Here is a 22597-nt window from a genome sequence, read left to right as displayed (position 1 = left end):
ACATAAGGAGTTAGCAATGGAAAAGTGGGATTTATATGATAAGCATCGAAATATATTAGAAAAACAAATAACCCGTGGAGATGAACTAACGCTAGACGAGTTTCATTTAATAGTACACGTATGTATATTTAATTCAAAAGGAGAAATGCTGGTTCAGCAACGTCAGCCCTTTAAGCAAGGGTGGCCAAACCTTTGGGATATCACTTGTGGCGGTAGTGCGGTTGCAGGAGATACAAGTCAGCAGGCTGCTTCAAGAGAGTTATTCGAGGAGTTGGGGATTCATTATGACTTTGAAAAGATACGGCCACACTTTACTATTAACTTTGAACGCGGATTCGATGATTATTATTTGATTGAATATGACGTTCATGTGAATGATTTAATATTACAGACTGAAGAGGTCCAAGCGGCGAAATGGGCTTCTGAAGAGGAAATCTTAAAGCTAATAGAATTAAAGAAATTTATACCTTATCATGAGAGTATCATTTCGTTTCTTTTCGAGGGTCGACATCATTATGGCTCTATTCGTCTATGAGTGATTATGCAAGAAATCAATTCAATAGATGTTATTGAAAATAAAACATGGGCTATCCTTAAAGCGATAACTGCAACGGAATTATATAATTAGTAAAAGGCAGAAACGTTGATATAACATTTTTGCCTCTTTATTTTGTGGAAATTCTTAAGGAAATGGAATGATTAGACAGATCCATTTTTCTTTATCTCGTTCACAGTTAATTTAGCACAATTATTTTTTGTTTAAAATAACAAGGTTTTCAACGGTCAAAAGGGAAATTATATGTTTTTAAAATCTATTATAGTCAGCCAATTATATAACGTTGTAATCAGCTTTACATAGCTTCGTTTTTTAAAATAGATTCGAGTAGAATATTGACATTAATTGGATAAATATATTTAATTGAATTATGGTATAAGTGTATACAATTATACTAAATACAGAGAGGAGGTTACCCATGGATCTTACCTCAATAGATAGTAAAAGGTACTCAGCAAAAGATTTTGTCTATATGGAATTGAAGAAACTTATCATTTCTGGAAAGTTAGAGCCGTCCCGACAAATCAATGAAAAAGCATTAGCAGGACAACTTGAAATTAGTCGTACACCTATTCGCGAAGCTTTACATCGAATTGAGCTGGAAGAATTAATCGTACGCCTCCCTAATGGTCGGATTAAAGTAGCTCCTGTTTCAGTCCAAGAAGCAAAAGAAATCTTTACAGTTCGTAGTTTATTGGAAGGCTTAGTCGCAAAAGAAGCCGCAATAAAGATTTCAGAAAGTGAATTATCTGAAATGAAATTATATACGGATTTATTAGTTCAAGCTGCTGAGCAATCTGATAGTGAAAGAGTAATCTTATATGGCGATAAAATACACCATTTGTTGTACGATGTTAGCGGCAATCGAACAGCTGTAAAAGTATTGAATAATATGAATGATCATATTATGCGTTATCGCGGACTAGGTCCTAAAACAAACAAATTTCGTAGTTTTGCTGCTGCGAAAGAACATCTAGCACTTTATAAAATTATCAAGCTAAAAGATGGAGAACAAGCTGAGTTATTAATGAGAGAACATATCAAAAATAGTTTAGATGCAGCAACCCAATCAATAGAGATTCATCTTGATCAAAAAGATAAAGACTAAAAAAAGGTTCTATTTATAGTGGTTTCTTCTCGATAGAAAAATGTAAACGATTACAAATATATAATGACTATGAAGTATCTTAGTAATCTGATTCTAACAGCTAAAACCCACTTATTATTAGTTCATACCTTCTTTCGTTCCCGCTGTATACGTATCAAAAAAAGGAATTAAAACGCTTTTAATAAACTGAATTTTCAAATATATACAATGATCAATCATAGGAGGCTTAATTATGATAAGTAGCGTTCGGCCACAAAATGAAAAAATGGATAAAGGTAAATATAAAATTTTCTTTGGGGCTTATATTGGATGGATTTTTGATTATTATGAAGTATTTGTATTAAGTTTCCTTGTAATTCCAATGGCAACAGCTTTGCAGTTAACAACTGGACAAGTCGCGTCTGTTTTTTCAGTTCAACTTGCTTTCCTTGCAATTGGTGGTGTTTTTTTTGGTTATTTAGGAGATAGAGTGGGGCGTAAAAAAATCTTAATCGCAACATTAGTTATTTTCTGTTTAGCGACACTGATGCGAGGCTTTTCATTCAATTATGAGTGGTTGATTGTTTGGACTGCTGTTGCTGGATTTGGCTTAGGAGGTGAATACGGTGCAGCGCAGGCACTCGTAAGTGAATCAGTACCTTCTAAACAACGTGGATTTTGGAGTAGTATGCTATATGGTGGCGCCTATATGGGGATTTTCTTGGGAGCAACTATGGGTGGATTTGTCCTCCCAATAATCGGATGGCGTTGGACTTTCATTATCTCTGCTATCCCAGTCTTATTTGCTCTCTGGCTCAGAAAAGGTGTGAAAGAATCAAAAGTTTGGGAGGAAGAAGTTCAAAATAAACAAATAGCTATTGAAAAAGTCGATTGGCGAAAAAAGTATGGCTTAAGACGCTTCTGGAAACCTTTCACAATCGCTTTGATTGCTGCCGTGTTGCAATATTTCGCTTACTATGGCATAACCAACTTCCTTCCAACATATTTAGTCAAATACGAAGGATTCGAAATGGGTGCGGCGGGATGGTGGTTATTCTTCACTGCATTCGCAGGTTTAGTGGGATCTTTTATTGCCGGTTACACAGCAGATAAATGGGGAAGAAAAATAACTTTAAGTTATCTAGGCCTAGTTGCGGCCCTTGGCGGTATCGCCCTTTATTTTACATGGTCGAGTTTAATTAACTCGTTGTGGATTTTAGTACCGATTTTCTTTTTATACTTTGGTTCGAATGGTGCCTCTGTTTTTGGATCATTATTTAGTGAAATTTTCCCTACAGACGTGAGGGCAACAGGAATTTCATGGGCTCTCCAAATTGGCCGCGGTCTTTCAGCAATTCCTCCGCTAATCACAGTAGCAGTATTTCCTGTGTATGGGTATGAGCCGATAATCTTAGCCGGAGCCGGTTTATTCTTCTTATTGGCTATATGGGCTTGGGTATTTCCCGAAACTAAAAATCGTCGTTTGGATTTTCTTGATGCCGAAACCCTGAAGGTTGAAGAATACAGTGAAAACCCGGAACTTCAACCTAATAAGACAACATTGACTTAATTTATTTCTTGAGAAAGACCTTTTTTGGGCATTTTCTTATATGAGGTAGAATAAATTCATATGTATAAGGAAAGTGAATATATTGTAGTAAGAAAACTTTAAACGGATAATAAAATATAAGTACCGAATTGTATGTGATTAGGCGAATCCCCACAAATGTTGACAGATGGCTGTCAATTATTTGTGAGGATTTTTTGTTCTTATTATAAAGTAACGGGGGAGATTACATGTCAAAAACAAGACGAATGGGTAACATATTTGCACGAGATGGGAAGTCTATCACACTGGCACTTGATGGCCATTACTTCTCGACGAATACCACGGGCATTGATGACACAATTGGTGAATTGCCAAAGATGATTGAAAGTGGCCTTGATGCAGTACTTGTAACTTATGGCATGGCAAAGACCTACGCCAATTCCTTTACAGGCGTAGGAATGCTCATCCGTGCAGATTTATCGACGGGAGTATTTGATTCGAGTGTGCCGAATACAATGGGATTAGTAACCGTTGAGGATGCACTCAAGATGGGAGCAGATGGGATTATATCTATGACGTTTCCGGGTGCCCCTAACGAAGCAACTTCCCATCAAATTGCATGGGAATTAGCCCGTGAGGCAGATAATTGGAACATGCCATTTATGTGTGAGTCGTTGCCCATTGGCTATGCAGTTACGAGTGAGGAGTCCAATAGCCCGAAAGTGATCGCAGCTGGTGCGCGACTTGGGACAGAGCTGGGTGCGGATATTATCAAGACCCGTTTTACAGGGGATGCAGGGGATGCTGAAATTGTAAAAAGAGCGCAGCGACCCGTGCTGGCCTTGGGTGGGCCAAAAACCAGGCACATACTCGATTATTTTTTGTTCGTCAAGCATTGTATGGACGTTGGTGCAAAGGGGGTAGCGGTTGGACGAAACATTACACAAGACAGACATCCTTCTGGTGTTGTAGCTGCATTAAATGTAATTATCCACCAGAACGGGACAGCTGAGGAAGCCTATGAAACGTATAGAGCATATTAAAATCGTGGATTATTGAAGGTGAAAGTACGTCAATTGACACATAGTTGAGATGGCTTCCTGATTCTATTTGATTTTATGAATCGCAATGCTGATTGGCCAATAGCAGTAACAATCTTTTTTGCCCCTTCCAGCCGTTCTTGCCACTGGAATTTCAATGACTCCTTTGGCCCTAAAGAGCAAGACTACTAAACTCGCTAATGACCGTGGACTCCATGCATTTAGATGGTTACTTATCAAAATCGCATCTATTTTTGGTTAAGGGGGGAAAAGGTAATGGAGAAGTATTTGCTGGGTATTGATAATGGTGGCACAGTTACGAAAGCAGCCCTTTACACACTAACTGGAAAAGAAGTGGAGATTGCCTCGCAAAAGACAAAGATGATCATGCCAAAGCCATTTCATACGGAACGGGACATTGATGAGCTTTGGGGAGCCAACGTTACGGTAATAAAAGAAGTATTGAGAACATCGAAGATAGATGCAGGGCAAATTGTTGGTATATCCATTACTGGTCACGGAAACGGTCTCTATTTAGCAACGAAAGAGGGCGGGTCGCCATATAACGGGATCATTTCCACTGATAACCGCGCGAAGAAGTATATAGATGAATGGTATGCAGATCCCCGCTTCGAGACTGAAGTGCTTCCAAAGACGATGCAATCTGTTTGGGCGGGTCAGCCAGTCGCATTGCTGGCTTGGTTGCAAGACCATGATCAAGATGTAATTAATCAGGCAGATTATATATTCACGGTTAAGGATTACCTACGATTTAAGTTGACGGGCGAAGCTTATTTGGAATTGACGGATATATCAGGAACAAGCTTATTGAATGTGAGGGATCAATGTTTCGATGAAGGATTGCTCAATTTTTTCGGACTACGGAATATCATGCAGAAGCTTCCCCCACTTAAACAATCGACTGACATATGTGGCTGCATCACTAAAGAAGCTGCAGAAGCAACAGGGCTAAGGGAAGGGACCCCGATTGCCGGGGGAATTTTCGATATTGCCGCTTCAGCCATAGCCTCGGGTCTAGTGGAAGAAAATAAGCTATGCATCGTCGCTGGAACATGGAGCATCAATGAATACATCACGAAAAAACCAGTCATCGATAAAGATTTATTCATGACGTCAATCTATTGTTTGCCTGGCTACTGGCTCACTACGGAAGCAAGCCCAACATCAGCTAGCAATCTTGAATGGTTTATTGATAAGTTCATGGTCGGGGAGAAGCTTGAATATGAGAAGCAAGGTAGGTCGGTGTATGATTGTTGCAATGAAATGGTAGGTTCCACTGCCCCGGAGGATAGTAATCTACTCTTTTTTCCTTTCCTGTTCGGGTCAAACTCGGTCCCGAATGCGACCTCTTGTTTTATCGGCATGAATAGTTGGCATAAGCAGGAGCATTTCGTAAGAGCGGTTTATGAAGGAATCGTGTTTAGCCATATGTACCATATCGAGCGATTGCTTAAGTATGCTGATAAACCAGATTCCTCACGAATTGCCGGTGGAGTAACCAAATCAGGTGTATGGCTTCAGATGTTTGCAGATTCCTTGCAGATTCCACTTGAAATCGTCGAAGTGAAAGAGCATGGTACGCTTGGTACTGCCATGTGCGCCGCGGTAATGAAGGGACACTATGAATCTATTAAGGAAGCAGCCATCAAAATGGTGAATATCAATCGCATCATACAACCGAATCCGAATAAAGGAAAAATATATGCCGAGAAGTATAGTCGCTATAAAGAAACACTTAATTATATGGAAAAAATATGGAAGGTAGGAATTTAATATTATGGATTTAGGAATTCAAGGAAAAACGGCAATTATCACGGGAGGTTCCCGGGGAGTGGGCCGCGAAATCGCCCTCTCTTTAGCGCGTGATGGTGCTAACGTCGTCTTAACATACCAAGGCAATAAGGAAAAAGCACAAGAAGTGGTCGAGGAAGTTAAGTCCCTTGGATGTGAAGCTGTCTCTTTCCAAGTGAACTTAGCCGATGCTGATGCAGCTGTTGAGTTGATTCAAAAGAGCATTAGTCAATTCGGTGAGGTAGACTTGCTGATAAATAATGCCGGTGTATGGCCAACGAGCTTTGTGAAGGATATGTCGTTAGCAGAGTGGAATGAAACGTTGGACATCAATTTGACCAGTGTCTTTCTAACATGTAAAACCTTTGCCAATCACTGCCTTGAACGGAACAAACCCGGAAAAATCTTGAATATCACGTCGCAGGCTGCGTTTCAAGGATCGACTACCGGGCACGCCCATTATGCGGCAAGCAAGGCGGGGATGGTGGGCTTTACAATCTCGCTTGCCCGTGAACTTGCTAAGAATAAAATTAATGTGAATAACCTAGCGTTAGGCATTGTCGAAACCGACATGATCAGAGAATCACTTGAGAAGAATGAAGATTATTATGTGAATCGCATTCCGCTTGGCCGAGTCGCAAAAGCAAAGGAAATCGCCGATATTGCCTGCTTTTTGGTTTCCCAAAAGGCAAATTACATAACGGGCGCTACTCTCGACGCCACAGGCGGGATGTTAATGCGGTAAAAATATAGAAAAGATTATGGGAAAGGGGCGTCCGACAATGAAATGCTTAGCCATCGCTGATTTATTCATTCCAAAAGGTATGATGGAGCAGGGCTTGAAAAAACTAGCTGATGCCGGAATGGACATTACTGTCCGGGAGTGGAAACATGAGAATTTGGAACAGTTGCAAGAAGACAATTTAAGGATAGAAAATGGAGGGAGCGAAGTCGTGGAGTTACCGGACTATTTGCTCGAGGACATAGAGGAATTTGACATCATCATTACGCAATTTGCACCTATTAATGAGACGTTAATCCTTGCCGCTAGTAATTTGAAGGTAATCGGTGTCCTCCGTGGTGGCACGGAAAATGTCAACGGGACTCTGGCGAAAAATAGAGATATTAAAATCATTAATACACCAGGACGGAACGCCCGTAGCGTCGCTGAATTTACAGTCGGTTTGATGCTATCAGAATTACGGAATATCGCTCGTTCCCACTCCGCTTTAAAACAGGGAAAATGGCGAAAGGATTTTCCAAATGATGACTATGTTCCAGAACTCCAAGAAAGGACCATCGGTATAATAGGATTTGGTAACATCGGTCAACTCGTTGGACGTTTCTTAAGCGGATTTGATGCACGCATCATATTCCACGACCCGTATTATAAAGGTCAGACCGACTTCGAACAAGTTGACCTGGAAACGTTACTTGTTCAGTCTGATGTCGTTACAATGCATGGACGGCTAACAGAAGAGACAAAAAATATGATCCGTTATGAACACTTTCAAAAAATGAAGGAAACGGCTATCATCGTCAATACAGCGAGGTCGGGACTTATTAAGGAAGACGACCTCATTAAAGCGTTGCAAAATAAAGAAATTTCTGGAGCGGCTATCGATACCTTTGATCATGAGCCGTTGGGTAATGATAGTCCATTCCTGCGGCTGGACAATGTGACCATCACCTCACATTTGGCCGGCAGTACAAATGATGCCTTTCGAAACACGCCGAAGAAATTGGCGGAACGGCTGTTGGAGTATTATGAGACCTTTCATATGTGAAAATGCCCCGGCAAATCGTCGGGGTTTTGCATATGGGAAAATCAGAGGGAAGAAGCGTAACTTAGTGCTAATAAATTGGACTAAGAAAAGATGCTTATAGCGTTACGCGCAATTATGCTCACTTTGGTTGTTATATATTGAAAGGTGCGAAACCACGTCCTAATCCAAATACAATGGCCACTTTTACTTTCAACTCTTCTTTAAAAACCCCACTACAAAAATTTCTTTAGCTTTTATTGTGCTTCTTTGATGCCTTTTATTTTTGCATTGTTTAGTGATAATTCATCAATGGAAATATTCCAGTCACAATCGACTGTCGCCTCTTTCGAAGATAAAAGTACCTAATTGGTAGAAAATTTTTTAAAGACATCGTTCTTATTTGCAAGCCTTTACTTTAAGCATTTGTTTCTTTTTTTAATGAAAAATCATCTCTAATAGTTTAATCAATAAAAAAAAAGTGGTAGAATGATATAGTATTTAATTAGTACCAGGTATTAAAACCAGATAATAAGTGTTCGTTTAATTATATTATTATTAGAGTAGGGGTGATTCGCATGGGGGAAAAACGTCATTTACAAGCAGGCCTTAGTGATGAAAAGGTATTAGAAATGTATAAAATGATGCTATTAGCCAGACGTATTGATGAGCGGATGTGGTTATTGAACCGATCAGGGAAAATACCATTTGTGGTTTCATGTCAAGGGCAGGAGGCCGCTCAAGTAGGAGCCGCTTTCGCATTGGATCGTGAAAAGGATTACGTACTTCCTTATTATCGTGACCTTGGAGTGGTGTTAGCGTTTGGCATGACGGCAAAAGATTTAATGTTATCGGCTTTTGCGAAGGCTGAAGATCCCAATTCAGGGGGGCGGCAAATGCCAGGCCATTTCGGACAAAAAAAGCATCGTATCGTGACAGGATCATCGCCGGTTACCACGCAGGTGCCACATGCAGTTGGCATTGCGCTGGCAGCTAAGATGGAGGGGAAAGATCTCGTTTCATTTGTTACATTTGGGGAAGGGTCTTCTAATCAAGGTGACTTCCATGAAGGAGCGAATTTTGCGGGAGTTCATAAACTTCCGGTCATCTTGATGTGTGAGAATAACCAATATGCCATATCTATTCCGATTGAGAAACAGTTAGCCTGTGAAAAAGTATCAGAACGTGCTATTGGATATGGGATGCCAGGCATAACGGTTGATGGAAATGATCCAATTGAAGTGTATCGAGCAGTGAAAGAAGCGGCTGACAGGGGGCGGCGTGGTGAGGGCCCAAGTTTAATTGAAACGGTTTCCTACAGGCTAACACCTCATTCAAGTGATGATGATGACAGTACATACCGCTCTTCAGCGGAAGTGTCAGAAGCGAAAAAAAAAGATTCAATTGTAACCTTTGGTGCCTATCTAAATGAAATAGGGATACTTGATGATAAGCTTGAGAAACAGATTAACGATGAGCTGATGACTATAGTAAATGAAGCGACCGATTATGCAGAACAAGCCCCTTATGCAGATGGAGAAACTGCCATGAAATTCGTTTACGAAGATTCATTCCAAAAGGATTGAAACGTTTTGAATTATTGTGTGAATATTGAGCATACATGCTTAAATAAACCCCGATTCATTCGGGGTTTATTTTTTGTGAAATATACCATGTGTATAATGACTACTTAGTGAAAAAGCAGGGGGTGGCACAACTTTAGATGGATACAAACTCAGATTGATGGCTGTTTCTTGGCAGGCCGATGTCAGCCATGGTAAGTAATCCTGGTTTTCTAATCGCATCAATTTGTTTAGCTGTATTAATAACCATGGAGGCAGTAGCGGTATCGCCGAATATTCCATTTGGTATAAGGAGTCTTTGCGTCTCGTTCCCTTCAATAATAATCTCATCTTCTTGGGTAGTACCTACAGACATGACTAGGTCCAAGCAAATTTCTTTTCCCGTAGAGGTCAAACCCCTTGCTACTTGATGTAGCCCGCTAACCGCCCCTTTTTTCAAGGACGTAAGTGGGACGGTTATATCTTCTCTAGCAATCGTTGGCTCAATGATATTATTTAAACTAGAAAGCTCCCAATCTAGGCCATATGCAATCAATCTTACTGATTCTTCAAGACCAACATGTCCTATCTTATCCTGTTCAGCTAATGATACGAATTCTTCTTTAGTCATACCGATCCCTACTTTTTTTTGTAAGGGGAGGCGACGCTTCGAAACATCGACCTTCCGATTGATAAGTACTCTGTCTACCGTTGTTACTACCGTTGAAAAACAGATAGCCATGGTATCCATGATGAATCCTGGATTAATACCAGTCCCGATGACACTTAGCCCTTTGCTCTTTGCATAACTATCTATCTCCTTGGCAAGGTCAGGATGGCGCTCCCAAGGAAATGAAAGCTGTTCGCAAGTGGACACCACTGAAAATCCATGGTCTAAAAGCTCCTTAATTTGTGGCCATACTTGGTTTGCATTAGATCCAGTTGCATGGAGGGCAATGGGGTGCTCTGCATTGGTTTTTACTTCGTGGATACTAGAGACTACATTCACATTCATTTTATTTTCATTCAATAGCAACCCAATATCCTTCCCAATCTTTTGGGGGTTAATATCTACAGCACCAATAATCGAATGAGGATTAGTAAGGTAGGCACTACGGAGAATTTCCATGCCAATCGGACCTAAACCGAATATGGAAAATTTAGAAATTTCATTTGACATTTATTTATCATCCTTTCAAATGTTGTATAAACAAAATGCTAACATTGAAAGGGGCATAACAAAAATAGGATGTTTTTATATACATATAAACCGTACTTATAAAAGAGGTTACCTACACAATGATTCTCTTAAGGTATTTATCATTTCAGGCATTCTACATATCAAGAAGAACGTTGGTCTGGAGGGTATGGATAATCTTGTCGATCAAGAAAGGTGTCTGTTCGCTATTTTTCCAAACAGCAGATATGGAACTCGACAAATTAACATTTTCGATGTCTATTGCCTTCACTTTCTTGGTTTCTAATAAATCAATCATGTCTTTAGGCATGAGGGCCACGCCTAAATTATTTGAAACTAAATTGGCAATCGTTAATAGCTCTGATCCTTCACATAATTTTTTTGGTGAAAAACCTGAGATTGAACATGCCTTTTCCAAAAGAAATTGAAGAGAGTGGGCTTGTATTGAATGATAATGAATAAAAGGTTCATTCTTCGCTTCATGTAATTGTATGGAATCCTTTTGAGCTAGCCAGTGATCAAAAGAAACGACTAATTGCAAAGGAGATCGTTCGAATTCAATCATGTTGACCCCTTCATTAGCGATAAGGTTATTATGTATGGGAGTTCGAATGAAACCGATGTGATACTTTTGCTGCTTAACTAGCTTAACGGCCCTTGCGGAAGTGGTTTCTTGGAGGTCCACTTCTACTTCAGGAAATTCGATAAGTATTTTCTTTAATAAATTCGGTATATAAATACTAGCAGCTGAAGGGATTGTGGCAATTTTGATTTTCGGTTTGGGGACGATTTTGTTCTCAACGATATTGCTTACCGTTTTTTCAATGTCATCAAAGGATGGAGCGAGCTTCTTGTAAATATACTCTCCTTCTTCGGTCAACGTTATTTTTCGTGTCGTCCGATTTAAAAGCTTAAAACCTAGTTGATTTTCTAGTGTTGAGATTTGTTGACTCAATCCCGGTTGGGATATATGAAGAATTTTGGAGGCTTTGCTGAAACTAAGGTGGTTTGAAACCTCAATAAAATAACGAAGGGATAGGAAATTAATAAGATCACCTCTGTCAGTCAGATTTTAATAGTAGGTTGTAAACGTCACTGAACTCATCCTGTCAAGAGTCGTATATAATCTGCACTTATAATTGTATAACAATAATATATTTCTCAAATGGATGAGTCAATATTATCTTTAAAGGAGATTGAATATTTAGTAAATTAAGACGAGTTAATCCAGAGGGTACAATGAAAGAAAGAAATTATGGTTTTTATTTCCAATTGTAAAATGGAGGAAAATGAGATTTTTCACAGAATACTACTAATAATATCGTCTCATTAATGGATGATAAAAATGAAAAAGGGGGGGTTTTATGAAAGGATTTAAAATTCTTTTTTTATTCGGAATGATCCTGACACTTATACTGGTAACCGCTTGTAGCAAGGGAAATGAAGGGGCATCAGGTGACGAAAGACAGAACTTGAGTCTTTTAACCGGTGGGACAGGTGGTACATATTACCCACTTGGTGGCCAAATTGGAAATGTCATCACCGACAATACCAATGCGAATATTACACCCCAAACATCGGGTGCTTCAGCAGAGAATATGGAAACGCTAAGAGCTGGAGAAGCTGAACTAGCTTTTTCACAGACAGATATTGCCGCCTATGCTGTTGAAGCAAAAGAAATGTTCAAGGGAAATCCAATTGATAATATCCAGGCTATCAGCTCTTTATATCCAGAAACTGTACAACTTGTAACAACAACTAAAAGTAAAATTAAATCAGTTGAGGATCTAAAAGGGAATAAAGTATCAGTTGGGGCACCTGGATCAGGAGCGTACATTAATGCCATGCAAATACTAGCAATACATGGATTATCAAAAAAGGACATTAAAGCACAAAATCTTTCCTTCGATGAGTCTACGGATGGAATTCAAGCTGGAAATATTGACGCAGCATTTATAACAGCTGGGACTCCAACTGGTGCAGTAGAGGCACTCTCAGTACAAAATGAGATTATTGTCCTTCCTATTGCAGATGAGAAAATTAAAGAATTAGTTGAAAAGTATCCGTATTATGCAGAGGATACCATTCCGAGTGGGACTTATAAGATTAAATCCGATGTAAAGACCGTTGCTGTTAAAGCTATGTTAGTTGTTAGAGAAGACGTTGATGAGGATTTAGTTTACAAAATGACTAAGGCTATGTATGAGAATACGGATAAAATCACGCATGCAAAAGGTAAATTAATTACTGCTGAAACGGCACTTGAAGGATTAGGCAAAATGGAACTACATCCTGGTGCAGCTAAATATTTTAAAGAAAAGGGGATTACTAGATAAATGCTTCGACGGTCGATAGCTCGCTATCGATTTCGTTGTTTCTTATAGTGTGGAGGTATTGATGAGATTTAAGTCTTTTAAGAAACTTGCGGTTTTTTTAACACTTCTACTGTTCATCGCTTTACTTGGTTTCATACCGTATAAACAAGTCATCGCATTATCCTACCAAGATAAAGGTGAGTTACTTGCTTACTTACCTTTAAAAACAGAAAACACCTTTCAAATAGAATATACACATTCTATCCACCTCTCGGAAGTGATTGAGACCTACCACCTCTCAGAAAATTTAATTAGACAAACAGAGCTTGCCTATGATGACTTTGCAGTCGGCATGCCTTCTAATGCGGAGGGTAGGGAAGTTTTTGAAGAAAAAAATGGTACGTATTATATCAAAAATATGGATCGGACATTTGAATATATCGATTTGAGGATTGGGCAAGTTATAGCTAATCATCGGTTAATCTATAAAAATCAAACAATGCCGCTTTCCAAGTTTATAAAACCAGGAACATGGATCAGGGTTTCAACGAAAAAAATTTCATTTTGGGAACAAAGGAATGGAGTGAATATGAATGGATGATGATAAAGAAAAAGTGAAGTACTTAACGGAAGAAGAACAACAGAAGCTTTTAGAGAAATACGATCCCGAAGCAGGAACGAGAAAATTAAAAGGGATGTTGGGTTATATAGCATTTATCGGCCTCTTAGCTTTTTCTTTATTCCAATTGTATACAGCCATTTTTGGTGTTTTTACTGCACAGATTCAAAGAACGATTCATTTAGGTTTTGCGTTATCTTTAATCTTTATATTATTTCCTGCAAATCGGAAGAAACGACAAAAAGGAAAGTTTCAAATTGCATGGTACGATATTGTTTTAGCTGTTCTTAGTATAGGGGTCGGCGCGTATTGGCCGTTATTTTTCGAAGACTTGGTCATGAATGTTGGCCGTTTAGGTACGCTGGATTTCACGGTCGGATTACTGGCCATTTTACTAGTGTTAGAAGCTACGAGGCGAGCTGTAGGCATTCCTATCACCACTATTGCGGTTCTCTTCATTTTATACGGGCTGTTTGGTCAATACATGCCTGGTTTTCTATCACATCGCGGTCTAACGTTTGAACGGATGGTCCAGACGATGTTCTTCTCTACAGAAGGGATATTGGGAACTCCGTTGGCAATATCATCAACCTTCATCTTCCTGTTTTTACTATTTGGTTCCTTCCTTATTCGAACTGGGGTTGGCCAATATTTCAATGATCTCTCAACTGCAATAGCAGGTAGAAGGGTTGGAGGACCTGCAAAGGTTGCGATTTTTTCAAGTGCCTTGCAAGGAACCATCAGCGGAAGTTCTGTAGCAAATGTGGTTACTTCAGGAGCATTTACCATTCCCATGATGAAAAATTTGGGCTATAAGAAAGAATTTGCTGGTGCAGTGGAGGCGTCTGCTTCAACAGGTGGACAACTAATGCCACCAATAATGGGAGCAGCAGCATTTCTAATGGTAGAGTTTATTGGCAACGGCATTACGTATTGGGATATTGCGAAGGCAGCCACTATTCCAGCCATTCTTTATTTTACGGGCATTTGGATCATGACGCATTTTGAGGCGAAGAGGCTTGGCTTGCGTGGTCTAACAAAAGAAGAAATGCCTAGTAAAAGAGAAGTGATTGGAAAGGTGTATTTATTAATTCCAATCGTCGCAATTATTCTGTTGCTGATGTCAAATATAACGGTAACGCATGCAGCCTTATACTCTATTCTTATCTCGATTGTTGTAGGTTTCCTTAATAAAGATGTTCGGATGAAATTTAGTGATATCATATATGCCTTAGTCGATGGAGCTCGAACGGCACTTGCGGTAGCGGCAGCAACGGCGAGCGCCGGTATTATCGTAGGGATTGTCACAAAGACAGGGCTAGGTCTAAAACTGGCAAATGGTTTAATTGATTTGGCTGGTGGTTACTTAATTCCTACACTAATGCTTACGATGGTCGCAGCATTGGTATTGGGTATGGGGTCACCGACCACGGCGAACTATGTCATTACCTCTACGATTGCAGCACCAGCCATCATTTTATTAGGAGTACCAGATTTATCGGCGCATCTATTCGTATTCTACTTTGGTATTATCGCGGATATAACCCCTCCTGTCGCATTAGCAGCTTTTGCGGCAGCGGGCGTGTCTGGCGGAGACCCGCTAAAGACAGGGATAGAATCTTCTAAACTTGCTATAGCTGCATTCATCATTCCCTACATTTTCGTCCTTTCTCCACAAATGCTAATGATTGATTCCACATGGATAGAAGTGGTATGGGTCGTCTTTACGGCAATGACTGGCATGATCGCTATTGGAGCTGGTGTAATCGGTTATTGGATACGCGGGATGCACTGGATAGAAAGAATTACTGCCATCATAATTGGCTTGCTATTAATCTATCCTGAAACCATAACTGACATCATCGGATTAACTTCGTTTGCGATATTGCTTGCATTGCAATACTTTAAGAAACAAGGCAATAAGAATATGCCAACTATTTTAGAAGATAGTCATAATATTGAAAGAGTAGATTAAAGGTGTGTTTATATATCTATCAAGACGGTTGCTTTACCAAACTACATCATTTATCAGTTAAGGAGGTGAGTGTGTTATATGAGGTAAAGCCACCGTTTTTAAAATCAAGCGATAGGTAAGGGGGTATTTAACTTTTTTGATTATTGAAAAATGGTATATCGCTTGCAGCTCAAGCATCTTAAGATGGCATCTGAAATCTTGGAAAGTTAATAAAATTATCTTCATAGATAAACATAGGGTTTGTCCCACCTATAGACTCTTTATCAGAAGTAGAGTTTCATTTTTATTAAATGAAAAGGATTGATATCCGTTTGAAAGGGGACTTATGGATGACCTATCTAAAGAGTTTAATTTTAGCTACTTTCAGTTTCTTTTTTGTTGTTTCAACCGTTATTGCCAGCGTGCCTGGAGTAGACGATTCGATGAAACCCGGAACAAAAAAAGGAATCGTTTCAGTTTCCCACCCAATAGCTGCTGAAGCAGGTAGAAAGATATTAGAACAAGGTGGAAATGCTGTTGATGCGGCTGCAGCCATTCAGCTATCGTTAAATGTAGTTGAACCGATGATGTCGGGAATTGGCGGCGGTGGTTTCATCATGATTTACAGTAAAGAGGAAAATAAAATAACCATGCTTGATGGCCGTGAAACGGCTCCACAAAATGTTACTCCCGAACTTTTTCTAGATAAAAACGGAAAGGTAATACCGTTCAGTAAACGTCATGTAACTGGAAAGGCGGTTGGGGTTCCAGGGACTTTAAAGGCAATAGAAACGGCACTTGAGAAATATGGCACGATGAATTTATCGAAAGTAATAAAGCCTGCCATTAAGCAAGCGGAAAGAGGAGTAAAGGTAAACTGGTCCGCGGCTCAATATATCGAAGAAAATAAAGCGAAGCTTAAAAATAACCCAGCGGCTGCTAATGTATTCATTCCTGGTGGAGAACCATTAAAAGAAGGCGATACGCTCATTCAACCGGATCTCGCCAAGACTTTTAAATTAATAAAAGAACAAGGCTCTGATGCACTTTATACAGGGGAAATCGGTGAAGCACTCGTGAATGAAGTTCAAGAGCGACAAGGCGTCATGACCACGGATGATTTGGAACGATATGAGGTTAAAGAAAGAGAACCGATTAGGTCCGATTATAGGGGATATGAAATAGTAGGTGCTGCTTCGCCTAGTTCAGGTAGTTTGACAGTTCAACAAATCCTAGAATTGATGGAAGGTTATGATGTGAAGAACATGGGCATCAATTCTCCTGAGTATCTTCATCATCTAACTGAAGCCATGCACTTGGCATTTGCTGACCGTGCAGCCTATATGGCTGATGAAGATTTTTATGAAGTCCCTAAAAAAGGGCTTTTAGATGATGAATATATAAAAGAAAGAAGAAAACTTATTAATCCAAATAAATCAACTGCAGACGTTAAAGAAGGAGACCCCTGGAAATATGAAGGGAAAGAACCCTCTTCTATGCCAAAAGTGGAGGAAAATCATCCTGAAGGACAAACCACCCATTTCTCAGTGATGGATAAGTGGGGGAATATGGTTTCTTATACCACCACGATTGAACAGGTGTTTGGTTCGGGCATCATGGTGCCTGATTATGGATTTATGCTTAATAATGAAATGACTGATTTTGATGCTTTACCGGGAGGAGTCAATCAAGTAGAGGCTGGGAAACGCCCAAGAAGCAGTATGGCACCAACCTTTGTCCTAAAAGACGGTAAACCATTCTTGGCCCTTGGCTCTCCAGGAGGGGCGACAATTATTGCATCTGTATCAGAGACAATCATGAATGTAATCGATCATGGATTACCGATTCAAGAAGCCATTTTATCGCCGCGCATATACTCGGCCAGCTACCCCACTGTTCGTTGGGAACCGGGAGTCAATCAAAATACAAGATTGGAGCTAATGGCGAAAGGTCATGTCTATGAAGAAGTACCACAACACATTGGAAACGTACAGGCCGTCGTATTCGATTATGAAACTGGCAAGATGTATGGCGGGGCTGATAATACGAGAGAAGGTACTGTTCTTGGAGTGGATAAAGTATCTTATACGTCGAAACAACCCGCTAAAATAATACCGAATAAGGCAGGGCCGTTCAAAGTGAAAGTAAATGGTGCAGTTTTCCCTTATTTAGCTAAACAAATGAAATTACTAGATGGAAAACCCTATATTCAGTCAGATAAATTACTTCTTGGTTTAGGACTAATTAGCTCAAAAGACTTAAAAACCTATAAACCAAATGAAGAATCATATTTACCCGTTATCAAAGCTGCGAAAGCAACAGGTTTTAAAGTGACGTGGAACGACAAGGAAAAAATGGTTCTTTTAGAAAAAGATCCAGCTGATATTGAAGATCCGGATGATGATGGGTCCATCACCAATTAAAAGATAGAAGTCCAAATATTAAATAAGAAGCTCAATAAAGCCATTTATGACTTTATCGGGCTTTTTTTTGTTAGATGGTGTTAAAGTACTTGTTTTATTTGAAAAACTCTTTTTGCCAATGCTGTGGTAGATACTTAAGGGTACCTCGCTTAAAATAAAGGGTCGCTTTTTTGTAATCAGTGATAAGTTTTGGTGGGCAATTATGGATATTTAAAGTATGGTATTAGTACTACCATGTGAATGATAAAGATTTGTGAATGAAAGGGAATTTAAGATATGTTACTAAAAAATATTTTGAATTTTTACAATTTATCTTTGTCTTTAGGAGCTTTTTTTATGGGTGCTTTGCTTTTCTTATGTACGATTATATCGTCTAGGTTGATAGGAGAATGGTACTTACCAACAGGACAACTATTGATATTTAGCATCATCCAAATAGTACTTGGATTAATTGGCTTCGTTATATCATATTTCACTAACAGAGCTTTGGTAGAAGAATAAATTAATAGGCTTTGTTGAAGGTTTTTATGTGCATTTCGTTGAATACGAGTTCATAAAATTTTAACGATAATCTAAAAAAATAAGGGGATTAAAGTAATGGATCAACTTTTATTCGATATACCATTCCAATTAGAAACAGAAAGACTAATACTTCGAGCACCAAGACAATCAGGGGACGGCAGTATTGTCAATGAGGCAATAAAAGATTCATTTAACGAATTAAAAGCATGGTTACCATTTGCACAACAACTTCCTTCTATTGAAGAAACAGAAGTCAATCTGAGAAAAGCTCATATTAACTTCCTTAAAAGAGAGAGTTTTCGCTTTCTAATCTTCAGTAAAGTTACCAATGAATTTATTGGAGTAACGAGTTTTGAGGGAGTAAACTGGAACATACCTAAATGTGAAATTGGATATTGGATCAATACAAAATATAGTCAAAATGGATATATGTTAGAAGCTGTAAGAGAATTAACTAAATTCGGAATAAACCATTTGAAATTTAAAAGAATAGAAATAAGATGTGAATCGGCAAACCTTAAAAGTCGTTCTATCCCTGAAAAACTAGGTTTTGAATTGGAAGGGACCTTAAAGAATGATGACTTATCCGCAAATGGAACCAAACTAACTGACACTTGTATTTATGCCATAGTTTGATAAGGCATTTATTTCAAGTTTTGCAATTAATGAGAAGTTTTTTAATGAAATGGAAATAAATGGACTTTTGTTATATCCTTGTTTAAAAGTTTATTTCTAAAAAGTCCGTCAAGAAGCGTCACAGACTTTTTTATTGAGAAATTAAGACTAACGTTTAATCTTTTTGTTTTTACCTTCCCCTGTATGTGTATATAATACGGTTAACTAACCTATTGAAGGGAGAAACTAATATGAATGAATATAAAGTTACAGTAAAGAATGGCAGTATGGTAATTCTGACCGATATTATTAAAGCAGAAGATGAAAGGGAAGTACTGGGCACACTATTGATTAATAGTGAATTATTCAATCAACCATTCACCGATATTAAGATTCTAGAACGTTAAAAATAGAAAACAGTAGGTGATAGATACTATGTGTGGACGTTTCACCCTATTTACGAATATCGAAGAAATCATTGATCGCTTTGAAATACAGGCTGCATTCAATGATGAATACCATACGAGCTACAATGTAGCGCCAACTCATCCCGTTTTATCTGTCATCAATGACGGAACAAAGAATCGGCTAGGCTACCTTCGCTGGGGATTGATTCCATCCTGGGCCAAAGATGAAAAAGTTGGCTACAAGATGATAAATGCCAGAGCCGAGACAATTGCCGAGAAAGTTAGTTTCAAGAACGCTTTTAAAAAGAGACGGTGCCTGATTGTTGCAGACTCATTTTATGAGTGGAAGAAGACTCCAAATCGTAAAATACCAATGCGGATAAAACTAAAGAATAACGCACCCTTTGGTATGGCAGGTCTATGGGAATCATGGAAATCCCCAAAAGGTATGATATATTCTTGTTCAGTCATTACTACAACTCCAAATGAGTTGATGACAAGTATCCATGAGCGGATGCCTGTGATTCTAAGGCCTGAGGATGAGAAAATATGGCTGGATGCTTCAATCCATGATACTGAATATCTGAAACAATTTTTAAAGCCAATTGATACCCAACTCATGGAGGCATTTGAAGTTTCCTCGAATGTAAACTCCCCAAAAAACAATGCACCGAACCTCATAGAACGTATTTGTTAAGAAATTAAGCGTGGCTAAACAACTTTAATGTTTTACTTAGTTAACTGAATAAACTAAGTGCATTGATAAAATCGGTTAATCTTTATTTTTATATAAAAAAAGTTAACCTTTACTTCAAAAGAGTTAAGGTTAACTTTTGCTTTCGCGTTATATTTTTGCGTTATTTAATGTGAAATTTTATATTTTATTGAAAGTCTAGCACTTTTGTTTACACAAAAGTAAGTTATGAAGTTTATCGAGTTCCTGGCTTATATGTAATGTTTTTGGTGCGGTAAATCCATGGTCTAATGCTGTATTTATTAATTCTGTCCTCAAAATCTCTATCTTCGTATGTAATAGTTCCATACTTTCCAATGAAAATCCCTCAAGTTCTTATACTTTTTTGTAATGCATCTATTATTACATAAATGAGAATTCATTCAAATGATAAGTGTGCTTTCGTTTAAATAAATTTCAACTATTACTTATTAAGAAAACTAGCTCTCATAAAAGGGTATCCAAAAGCTTGAGAATTGAATAAAATAATCTTGGCCCTGTACATCTAACATACAAAGTTGATATCTTTAAAATATATCATATAAGGATTATATTCCCTTTTTTTAGCCATATTAAGTGACAGACCTTAAGTAAATATGTTATGGTGTGTTTTCTACATACTTTATAGAATTAAAAGGATGAGGTGTTTGATATGAATAAAACAGAATTAGTAACTACTGTAGCAGCACAAGCAGAACTAACAAAAGACGACGCTAAAAAAGTTGTGGATGCATTGTTTGAAACAATCACAACTACACTTGCTAAAGAAGAAAAAATTCAGTTGGTTGGATTTGGAACTTTTGAAGTCCGTGATCGTGCAGCACGTACTGGTAGAAATCCACAAACAGGTGAAGAAATTCAAATCGCAGCAAGTAAAGTACCGGCTTTTAAAGCGGGTAAAGAATTAAAAGAAGCTGTAAAATAAATATAAATAGTTATTTTTTAACTCTGGAGATAACATGGTCTCCAGAGTTTTTTTATTTCTTTAAATAGCTTTAATAGAGTGGAAAAATTGCTAGAGCCATAATTGATAAAGTAATAAAAACAGGCCCTGATATCAGGACCTGTTTATTAGTGGTGGTATAAGTTAATTAAAGTTTATTTACGTTTGTTGCTTGAGGTCCACGTTGACCTGATTCTACTTCGAATTCAACTTCTTGGCCTTCTTCAAGAGATTTATACCCTTCCCCTTGAATAGCTGAGAAATGAACGAATACGTCATCTCCATTTTCACGCTCGATAAAACCAAATCCTTTGTCACTATTAAACCACTTTACTTTTCCACGTTCCATTTAAGTACCTCCTAGCATGGTAAAACCTGCATTATTATCGTACATTCTTATAATAACCATTTTAGGAGCATTTAAACTCAAAAAAAATATTTGCTTCCACTATTCTACTTCATTATATAAATTCCAACAGTTTTCTTGATGTCGCTGATTTATGGTTTTTATAATCTATAAACATAAATGTAATTACTTTATCAACTAAATACCAAAAATTTATAAGTCCATTCAATCTCTTTAGTTTAGATCGTCTTATTTTCTTTGAATATTTTAAGTCTCCTTAAATTAGGTGATGTGAAATTGCATAAAGTATTTTTAAAAAAGCCCTTTTATTTAATATGCAAAAAAAGAAGCGGATTAATGGCATTTACCCAAACCAATTACCTTCTAGAACATAAGATACATTAATGTTTTTAAAGGAGGTCAAACATTTGGGTAACGATAAAAAGTGTAAAAAATGTGGACGAAGTAAATGTAGATGTGAAAAAAGAAAGTGTAAAAATTGTGGACATACAAGATGTCAGTGTAAATCTGGATCTAAACAAGAAGTAAAACAAAGTGTTGAGCTGTATATAGGTGGTGGTTATATAGGCTTTACTGGAGGAACTGGTATAACTGGAGTTGGACCAACGGGACCAACCGGACCGACCGGACCGACCGGTACAGGGTTTGAGGGTGCAGTGGTTTTTGATCCGGCAGCAGCCCCAGGATATCGAGCAGGTCAGATTGTCCTGTATGAGGGAAGTGTATATGTAGCAAATGTAGCCTCTCCAACTGGTACACCTGGCCAATCCCTAGATTACACATTGCTTTTCCCAGGAGGAGGAACAGGTACAACAGGTGTAACAGGACCCACTGGTCCAACGGGAGCGACAGGAGCAGGATTAGAAGGAGCGGTAGAATTTGATCCAGCAGCGGCTCCAGGATATCCAGCAGGTCAAGTAGTTCTATATGAAGGAAATGCATATTTAGCAAATGTAGCTTCTCCAACGGGAATACCAGGACAATCGCCAGATTATACGTTATTTGTAGCTGGAGGAGTAACTGGCCCAACGGGAGCAACAGGAGCAGGATTAGAAGGAGCAGTAGAATTTGATCCAGCAGCGGCTCCAGGATACCCAGCAGGTCAAGTAGTTTTATATGAAGGAAATGCATA

The 22597-nt window shown here is 38.5% G+C and carries 20 protein-coding genes and 1 pseudogene; 17 read left to right on the top strand and 4 right to left on the bottom strand.

Going from position 1 to position 22597, the window contains the following annotated elements; translation table 11 throughout:
• Positions 1 to 16 precede the first annotated feature (16 nt).
• The 8 genes from ACQKL5_RS03385 to ACQKL5_RS03350 all read left to right on the top strand — a co-directional run bounded on the left by ACQKL5_RS03385 (position 17) and on the right by ACQKL5_RS03350 (position 9393).
• The gene (locus ACQKL5_RS03385) at positions 17 to 535 is read left to right on the top strand and encodes an NUDIX hydrolase (RefSeq protein WP_427606624.1); all 519 of its coding nucleotides are present in this window, start codon (positions 17 to 19) and stop codon (positions 533 to 535) included.
• A 439-nt stretch (positions 536 to 974) separates the two neighbouring features.
• The gene (locus tag ACQKL5_RS03380; protein ID WP_427606623.1) at positions 975 to 1664 is read left to right on the top strand and encodes a GntR family transcriptional regulator; all 690 of its coding nucleotides are present in this window, start codon (positions 975 to 977) and stop codon (positions 1662 to 1664) included.
• Positions 1665 to 1896: 232 nt separating this feature from the next.
• Positions 1897 to 3213, top strand: coding sequence for an MFS transporter (locus ACQKL5_RS03375; protein WP_427606622.1), 1317 nt, complete (start codon positions 1897 to 1899; stop codon positions 3211 to 3213).
• A 227-nt stretch (positions 3214 to 3440) separates the two neighbouring features.
• Positions 3441 to 4235, top strand: a complete 795-nt coding sequence (locus ACQKL5_RS03370; protein WP_427606621.1) for a class I fructose-bisphosphate aldolase — start codon at positions 3441 to 3443, stop codon at positions 4233 to 4235.
• A 273-nt stretch (positions 4236 to 4508) separates the two neighbouring features.
• A complete protein-coding gene (locus ACQKL5_RS03365) occupies positions 4509 to 6026 on the top strand; it encodes an FGGY-family carbohydrate kinase (protein WP_427606620.1) in 1518 nt (505 codons plus the stop codon).
• Between the two features lie 4 nt (positions 6027 to 6030).
• Positions 6031 to 6789, top strand: a complete 759-nt coding sequence (locus ACQKL5_RS03360; protein WP_427606619.1) for an SDR family NAD(P)-dependent oxidoreductase — start codon at positions 6031 to 6033, stop codon at positions 6787 to 6789.
• Positions 6790 to 6826: 37 nt separating this feature from the next.
• Complete coding sequence (locus ACQKL5_RS03355) at positions 6827 to 7831, top strand: 2-hydroxyacid dehydrogenase (RefSeq protein WP_427606618.1); 1005 nt, start codon at positions 6827 to 6829, stop codon at positions 7829 to 7831.
• A 554-nt stretch (positions 7832 to 8385) separates the two neighbouring features.
• Positions 8386 to 9393, top strand: coding sequence for a thiamine pyrophosphate-dependent dehydrogenase E1 component subunit alpha (locus ACQKL5_RS03350; RefSeq protein WP_427606617.1), 1008 nt, complete (start codon positions 8386 to 8388; stop codon positions 9391 to 9393).
• 133 nt (positions 9394 to 9526) lie between these two features.
• On the opposite strand, the gene ACQKL5_RS03345 is transcribed toward ACQKL5_RS03350, so the two are convergent.
• Both ACQKL5_RS03345 and ACQKL5_RS03340 read right to left on the bottom strand, forming a co-directional pair.
• The gene (locus ACQKL5_RS03345; RefSeq protein WP_427606616.1) at positions 9527 to 10549 is read right to left on the bottom strand and encodes a hypothetical protein; all 1023 of its coding nucleotides are present in this window, start codon (positions 10547 to 10549) and stop codon (positions 9527 to 9529) included.
• A 154-nt stretch (positions 10550 to 10703) separates the two neighbouring features.
• The gene (locus ACQKL5_RS03340) at positions 10704 to 11615 is read right to left on the bottom strand and encodes a LysR family transcriptional regulator (protein ID WP_427606975.1); all 912 of its coding nucleotides are present in this window, start codon (positions 11613 to 11615) and stop codon (positions 10704 to 10706) included.
• 316 nt (positions 11616 to 11931) lie between these two features.
• Between ACQKL5_RS03340 and ACQKL5_RS03335 the strand changes: the two genes are divergently transcribed.
• From ACQKL5_RS03335 to ACQKL5_RS03305, 7 genes are all read left to right on the top strand, one after another.
• A complete protein-coding gene (locus ACQKL5_RS03335; protein ID WP_427606615.1) occupies positions 11932 to 12903 on the top strand; it encodes a TAXI family TRAP transporter solute-binding subunit in 972 nt (323 codons plus the stop codon).
• Positions 12904 to 12964: 61 nt separating this feature from the next.
• Positions 12965 to 13483 carry a DUF1850 domain-containing protein gene (locus ACQKL5_RS03330; RefSeq protein ID WP_427606614.1) on the top strand — a complete coding sequence of 173 codons (519 nt, stop codon included), beginning with the start codon at positions 12965 to 12967 and terminating at the stop codon, positions 13481 to 13483.
• The gene (locus ACQKL5_RS03325) at positions 13476 to 15476 is read left to right on the top strand and encodes a TRAP transporter permease (RefSeq protein ID WP_427606613.1); all 2001 of its coding nucleotides are present in this window, start codon (positions 13476 to 13478) and stop codon (positions 15474 to 15476) included. The genes ACQKL5_RS03330 and ACQKL5_RS03325 overlap by 8 nt, the downstream gene beginning before the upstream one ends.
• Before the next feature lie 329 nt (positions 15477 to 15805).
• A complete protein-coding gene (gene ggt / locus ACQKL5_RS03320) occupies positions 15806 to 17878 on the top strand; it encodes a gamma-glutamyltransferase (protein WP_427606612.1) in 2073 nt (690 codons plus the stop codon).
• Between the two features lie 597 nt (positions 17879 to 18475).
• Positions 18476 to 19036 carry a GNAT family N-acetyltransferase gene (locus ACQKL5_RS03315; protein WP_427606611.1) on the top strand — a complete coding sequence of 187 codons (561 nt, stop codon included), beginning with the start codon at positions 18476 to 18478 and terminating at the stop codon, positions 19034 to 19036.
• A gap of 230 nt (positions 19037 to 19266) precedes the next feature.
• Entirely contained in the window at positions 19267 to 19422 is a 156-nt protein-coding gene (locus tag ACQKL5_RS03310; protein WP_427606610.1) for a hypothetical protein, read from the top strand.
• Positions 19423 to 19450: 28 nt separating this feature from the next.
• Positions 19451 to 20119 (top strand): SOS response-associated peptidase, encoded by a 669-nt coding sequence (locus tag ACQKL5_RS03305; protein WP_427606609.1) that lies wholly within the window; start codon positions 19451 to 19453, stop codon positions 20117 to 20119.
• Positions 20120 to 20314: 195 nt separating this feature from the next.
• On the opposite strand, the gene ACQKL5_RS03300 is transcribed toward ACQKL5_RS03305, so the two are convergent.
• Entirely contained in the window at positions 20315 to 20464 is a 150-nt protein-coding gene (locus ACQKL5_RS03300; protein ID WP_427606974.1) for a Spo0E family sporulation regulatory protein-aspartic acid phosphatase, read from the bottom strand.
• Between the two features lie 343 nt (positions 20465 to 20807).
• Between ACQKL5_RS03300 and ACQKL5_RS03295 the strand changes: the two genes are divergently transcribed.
• Positions 20808 to 21080, top strand: coding sequence for an HU family DNA-binding protein (locus ACQKL5_RS03295; protein ID WP_402872569.1), 273 nt, complete (start codon positions 20808 to 20810; stop codon positions 21078 to 21080).
• Between the two features lie 166 nt (positions 21081 to 21246).
• On the opposite strand, the gene ACQKL5_RS03290 is transcribed toward ACQKL5_RS03295, so the two are convergent.
• A complete protein-coding gene (locus ACQKL5_RS03290) occupies positions 21247 to 21447 on the bottom strand; it encodes a cold-shock protein (protein ID WP_402872572.1) in 201 nt (66 codons plus the stop codon).
• Between the two features lie 425 nt (positions 21448 to 21872).
• Here ACQKL5_RS03290 and ACQKL5_RS03285 point away from each other — a divergent pair.
• Positions 21873 to 22597 (top strand): annotated as a pseudogene (locus tag ACQKL5_RS03285) (hypothetical protein); the annotation flags it as partial.

Source organism: Peribacillus sp. NPDC097675 (genome assembly GCF_050277655.1).
Lineage (GTDB): Bacteria > Bacillota > Bacilli > Bacillales > DSM-1321 > Peribacillus.
The sequence above is the reverse complement of the archived record's forward strand: the minus strand, read 5'-3'. Positions and strand labels throughout refer to the sequence as shown.